This is a genomic window from Candidatus Symbiopectobacterium sp. NZEC135 (genome assembly GCF_025962695.1).
The window spans coordinates 1-760 of record NZ_JAGFPF010001014.1 but is presented as its reverse complement, the minus strand read 5'-3'; the positions used below and the strand labels follow the sequence as shown (position 1 = coordinate 760).

Sequence of the window (760 nt, the reverse complement as noted above, 5' to 3'; positions counted from 1 at the left end):
CCTGTTTGCCGGTTTCATGCGCAACCATCTCAACGGTGATGGCGTCGAGATTATCGATATTTCTCCGATGGGTTGCCGCACGGGATTTTACATGAGCCTGATTGGCACACCGGCAGAGCAACGCGTGGCCAGTGCCTGGAGCGCGGCGATGGAGGATGTGCTCAAAGTGACCGATCAGCGCAAAATCCCTGAGCTGAACGAGTTCCAGTGCGGCACCTTTGAGATGCACTCTCTGGAAGAGGCGCAGGATATTGCGCGCCATATTCTGGCGCATCCGATTGGTGTCAACCAGAACGACGATCTGGCGTTACCGAAAGATAAACTGGCAGAATTGCATATCTAACAATAAAAAAGGCACCCTTCACCAGGTGCCTTTTTTTGTTCGTCTCTCGTCACGCTAAGTGCTGAATAACACGGCAGCCGAAGTACGCCAGCGCCAGTAACAGTGCGCCCACCAAGGTGAAGCACACCACGCGGCGTCCGCGCCACCCTTCGTGGTAATGTCCCCACAGCAGCAGAATATAGTTGAACCAGGCAAACAGAGAGAACAGCGCCTTGTGAAGGTTCTCTTTGTTTTCGATGATGTTCTCCATGTAAAACAACCCGCTACACAACGTCATCGTCAGCAGGATCACGCCAATTTGCGTGACATGAAACATCTTTCGTTCGATGCTCAACAGCGGCGGCATTTCAGACACCATGCTCAGCTTTTTGTTTTTGAGCAGATAATCGATCAGTGCCAATTGCAGCGCATAGAGCG

2 protein-coding genes are annotated in these 760 nt (G+C 52.1%); one reads left to right on the top strand and one right to left on the bottom strand.

Annotation, left to right across the window (positions count from 1 at the left end; translation table 11 throughout):
- Positions 1-343, top strand: a 343-nt coding sequence (gene luxS / locus J5224_RS32130; protein ID WP_264629006.1) for an S-ribosylhomocysteine lyase, incomplete at its 5' end; no start/stop codon positions are given.
- Between the two features lie 49 nt (positions 344-392).
- Here the strand turns inward: luxS and J5224_RS32125 are convergent.
- Positions 393-760, bottom strand: a 368-nt coding sequence (locus J5224_RS32125; RefSeq protein WP_264629005.1) for an inner membrane protein YpjD, incomplete at its 5' end; no start/stop codon positions are given.